The following is a 4,487-nucleotide window of genomic DNA, read 5'->3' as shown; positions in this document are numbered from 1 at the left end:
GTGGGCAAGTACATCGACCTGCCGGACGCCTACCTGTCCGTCACCGAGGCGTTGCGCGCCGGCGGCTTCGCGACCAACACCAAGGTGAACATCCGCTGGGTGCCCTCCGACGACTGCGAGACCGAGGCGGGAGCGCGCAAGGCGCTCGCCGATGTCGACGGCGTGCTGGTGCCGGGTGGGTTCGGCGTCCGGGGCATCGAGGGCAAGCTCGGCGCACTGCGCTGGGCGCGAGAGAACCAGGTGCCGACGCTCGGCATCTGCCTCGGCCTGCAGTGCATGGTGATCGAGTTCGCGCGCCACGTGCTGGGCCTGGAGAAGGCGTCCTCGACCGAGTTCGACCCGGAGACGCCTGACCCGCTGGTGGCCACGATGGCCGAGCAGCTCGCGATCGTCGGCGGCGAGGGGGACATGGGCGGCACGATGCGCCTCGGCCGCTACGAGGCGGTGCTCGAGCCCGGTTCGCTGGTGGCGGAGGTGTACGGCTCCGAGAAGGCGAGCGAGCGGCATCGGCACCGGTACGAGGTCAACAACTCCTACCGCGACGACCTCGAGGCCGCAGGCCTGAAGATCTCCGGGCGATCGCCTGACTCCTCGCTGGTGGAGTTCGTGGAGCTCGACCGCGAGCAGCACCCGTACTACGTGTCCACGCAGGCACACCCGGAGTTCAAGTCCCGCCCCACGCGTGCGCACCCGCTGTTCCGTGGGCTGGTGCAGGCAGCGCTGGACCGGCAGCGTGAGTCGCGGCTGCTCGAGGTGCCACCGCGGACGCAGGAGCGCGCCGATGGCTGAGTCGACCGTGGAGCACATTCACGACGAGCCGGCCACGCTCCCGGTGAGCACATCCGATGTGCTGCACGCGGGCCGCGTGTTCGACCTGGTGACGGAGGATGTCGATCTCGGGGACGGCGGCACCGTCACGCGGGAGTTCCTCAAGCACCCGGGGGCCGTGGCGATCGTCGCGCTGGACGAGCAGGAGCGGGTGCTGCTGATCCGGCAGTACCGGCACCCGGTGCGGGCCTACCTGTGGGAGGTGCCTGCGGGGCTGCTCGACGTGCCGGGTGAGCCGCTGCTCGGCGCGGCACAGCGCGAGCTCGCCGAAGAGGCCGACCTGACCGCGGCGAGCTGGCACACCCTCGCCGACTACTACACGAGCCCCGGCGGCTCCGACGAGGGCCTGCGCGTGTTCCTCGCACGCGACCTCGACGAGATTCCCGAGGACGACCGCTACCAGCGGGGCGAGGAGGAACTGGGTATGCCGACCATGTGGGTGCCGCTCGAGGAAGCGGTCCGCCTCGTGCAGACAGGCGCGCTGCACAACCCGAGCGCCGTCGTCGGCGTCCTGGCGGCCCACGCCGCCCGGGCAGGGGACTGGACCGGACTGCGTCCCGCTGACGCGGCCTGGGTGCGCTGATGCCACGCGCGGTCGAGCTGATCAGGTCGTCGGAGCTGTCCGACGTCGCCCAGTACGCGTATGCCGCCACGGCCCCGAGCGAGGCACGGCTGATCTTCCTGGCCGGTGCCTGCCCGCTCGATGCGGAGGGTGCGACCGTCGCGATCGGTGACTACGCGGGACAGGCGGCAGCCTGCATCGAGAACATGACGACGGCGCTCGCGGCTGCCGGCGCGGACATCGCGGACGTCATCAGCACGAGGGTGCTCGTCGCCTCCGCACAGCAGGCCGACCTGGTCGCTGCCTGGGACGTGGTGCACGCGGCATTCGGTGACCACGACGTGCCGAGCACACTGCTGGGTGTCACCGTGCTCGGCTACACCGATCAGCTGGTGGAGATCGAGGCGGTCGCTGCGGTACTCGACTGAGTCGTTCCGCGCGGGTAGATCGTCAGCACCGTGCGGGTGGTCGCCACGATCAGCAGCGCGGCGCCGAGCATGTGCGCTCCGACGAGGAGCTCGGGGAGGCCCGTGAAGAACTGCACGTATCCGATCACGCCCTGCGCGAGCGTGACTGCGAGAAGGACCAGCGCCCACCGGCGGGCCTGGGGCAGCGGCGGACGCGCACGGAGGACCGCGACGATCGTCGCGATCAGCGCCACCATGAACACCCAGACCGCGGCGGCGTGGACGCGTGCCATGAGGTAGGGGTCGACCGCGAACCGGTAGCCGACCTCGTCGTCTCCCGAGTGGGGTCCTGCCCCGGTGACCACCACACCGAGGACGACGACGAGGGCGGCGAGCCCCGCCGTCGTCCATGCCAGACCACGAAGCACGGGTGAGCCGAGCCGCACTGCGGGGGAGTCGGGCTCGAACCAGCGCACCGCGAGCACGGTCGACAGCACCAGCAGGCACCCCGAGATGAGGAAGTGCGAGCCCACGATCGCCGGGTGCAACTGCATCCACACGGAGATCCCGCCGATGATGCCCTGCAGCACAACGACACCGATCACCGTGTAGGCCATGGTGCGCAGGCGGATTGCGCGGCCGAGCTGACCGACCGCGAGCGTCATGAGGATCGCGAGCGCGATCCCGATCATGCCGAGCAGCACGCCGACCATCCGGTTGCCGTACTCCACGAAGACGTAGAACTCCATCTCGTCGTGGAACACCGGCGTGAAACTGCCGGGCTCGCACTGCGGCCAGGTGGAGCAGCCGAGGCCGGAACCGGTCAGGCGTACCGCGCCGCCCGTCACCACGATCAGGATCTGTCCCACGAGGTTGGCCAGCACGACGGCGGAGGTCCAGCGCCGTACCCGGGCGTCGGTCAGGCGTGAGGGAGGTGGTGTGGATGAGCGGGTATCGACGGCTGCGGGCACGCCTCTACGGTAGCCCCGCCGGGACGGGTCGGAACGCCGCGCGCCGGTCCGCGTGACGTGCGCCACTTAGGCCGTCCTTGCTTGCGGGAAGCAATTTGGCAACGGAGAATGTTGTGTAATTACCGGGCGTCGTGAGGTGCCCGTGTGTCGAGGCGAGAGGAGGAGCGATGACGACCCCCACCGCCGCTGAGATCGACGAGATCGCCGCCGATGAGGCCACCACACGCGACCGCGTGCTGCGCCTGATCGTGGAGCTCGGACCGATCAGCGCCGCCGAGCTGGCCCGCCGGCTCGACCTGACGTCCGCCGCGGTCCGGCGCCACCTGACCACGCTCGAGAGTGAGGGCCAGGTCGAGGCGCGCGACGACGTCCCGGTGGCCAAGCGTGGGCGCGGCAGGCCGGCACGCAAGTACGTCGGCGCGGCGTCGGCGCACGCCCAGCTCGGCACCGCCTACGCGCAGGCCGCGCTGGCAGCGCTGACCCAGATCAAGGAGCAGCTCGGCGACGAGGGCATCGCCCGGTTCGCCGAGGCGCGCTCCGACGAGATGATCGCCCGCTACTCCGAGGCGATGGCCGAGGCCGGCGACGACCTCACCACGAGGGCCGAGACGTTGGCGCACCTGCTTGCCGCCGATGGCTACGCTGCCACCGCGCGCCCGGTACCCGGCGGCATCGCCGTGCAGGTCTGCCAGGGCCACTGCCCGGTGCTGCACGTCGCAGAGGCCCACCACCAGCTGTGCGAGGCGGAGACCCGTGCGTTCTCCGAGCTCCTCGGTGTGCACGTGCAACGACTGGCCACCCTGGCCGGCGGCGAGCACGTCTGCACCACGCACATTCCCGTGAAGATCCCGATTCGGAAGGAAGGCTCATGACGGCAGAGCCCACCACGGCGCCGATGTCCCAGGAAGAGACGATCGCGTCGATCGGCAACTACAACTTCGGCTGGCACGACCCCGACACCTTCGGCGCGTCCGCACAGCGCGGGTTGTCCGAGGACGTCGTGCGCAACATCTCCGCGCTCAAGAGCGAGTCGGAGTGGATGCTCAACCAGCGGCTCAAGGCGCTGAAGATGTTCGACCGCAAGCCGATGCCGAGCTGGGGCGCCGACCTGTCCGGGATCGACTTCGACAACATCAAGTACTTCGTGCGCACCACGGAGAAGCAGGCCACCAGCTGGGAGGACCTGCCCGAGGACATCAAGAACACCTACGACAAGCTCGGGATCCCGGAGGCGGAGAAGCAGCGCCTCGTGGCCGGTGTCGCCGCCCAGTACGAGTCCGAGGTGGTCTACCACCAGATCAACGAGGAGCTAGAGAAGCAGGGTGTCATCTTCGTGGACACCGACACCGGGCTGCGTGAGCACCCGGAGATCTTCGAGGAGTACTTCGGCACCGTGATCCCGGGCGGCGACAACAAGTTCGCCTCGCTCAACACCGCGGTGTGGTCGGGCGGGTCGTTCGTGTACGTGCCGCCGGGTGTCCACGTGGAGATCCCGCTGCAGGCGTACTTCCGCATCAACACCGAGAACATGGGCCAGTTCGAGCGGACCCTGATCATCGCCGACGAGGGCTCGTACGTGCACTACGTCGAGGGCTGCACCGCGCCGATCTACTCCAGTGACTCACTGCACTCGGCCGTGGTGGAGATCGTCGTCAAGAAGAACGCCCGCGTGCGTTACACGACGATCCAGAACTGGTCGAACAACGTGTACAACCTCGT

General features: G+C 69.3%; 6 protein-coding genes. 5 read left to right on the top strand and 1 reads right to left on the bottom strand.

The features are described from left to right. From ACOJSN_RS02980 to ACOJSN_RS02970, 3 genes are all read left to right on the top strand, one after another. Nucleotides 1-789, top strand: a 789-nt coding sequence (locus ACOJSN_RS02980; RefSeq protein WP_420111026.1) for a CTP synthase, incomplete at its 5' end; no start/stop codon positions are given. Next, nucleotides 782-1,411, top strand: coding sequence for an NUDIX domain-containing protein (locus ACOJSN_RS02975; protein ID WP_420111025.1), 630 nt, complete (start codon nucleotides 782-784; stop codon nucleotides 1,409-1,411). The genes ACOJSN_RS02980 and ACOJSN_RS02975, both read left to right, overlap by 8 nt. Beyond that, nucleotides 1,411-1,818, top strand: coding sequence for a RidA family protein (locus ACOJSN_RS02970; RefSeq protein ID WP_420111024.1), 408 nt, complete (start codon nucleotides 1,411-1,413; stop codon nucleotides 1,816-1,818). The genes ACOJSN_RS02975 and ACOJSN_RS02970 overlap by 1 nt, the downstream gene beginning before the upstream one ends. Here ACOJSN_RS02970 and ACOJSN_RS02965 read toward each other — a convergent pair. Beyond that, entirely contained in the window at nucleotides 1,776-2,768 is a 993-nt protein-coding gene (locus ACOJSN_RS02965; protein WP_420111023.1) for a COX15/CtaA family protein, read from the bottom strand. The two genes, ACOJSN_RS02970 and ACOJSN_RS02965, sit on opposite strands and share 43 nt — an antisense overlap. Nucleotides 2,769-2,935: 167 nt before the next feature. Between ACOJSN_RS02965 and ACOJSN_RS02960 the strand changes: the two genes are divergently transcribed. After that, nucleotides 2,936-3,640, top strand: a complete 705-nt coding sequence (locus ACOJSN_RS02960; protein ID WP_420111022.1) for a helix-turn-helix transcriptional regulator — start codon at nucleotides 2,936-2,938, stop codon at nucleotides 3,638-3,640. Then, nucleotides 3,637-4,487, top strand: an 851-nt coding sequence (sufB, locus tag ACOJSN_RS02955; protein ID WP_420111021.1) for a Fe-S cluster assembly protein SufB, incomplete at its 3' end; no start/stop codon positions are given. The genes ACOJSN_RS02960 and sufB, both read left to right, overlap by 4 nt.

This window comes from Pseudactinotalea sp. (assembly GCF_048594945.1).
In the GTDB taxonomy this organism is placed as follows: Bacteria; Actinomycetota; Actinomycetes; order Actinomycetales; family Beutenbergiaceae; genus Pseudactinotalea.
This window is presented reverse-complemented; position numbering and strand designations above follow the sequence as displayed.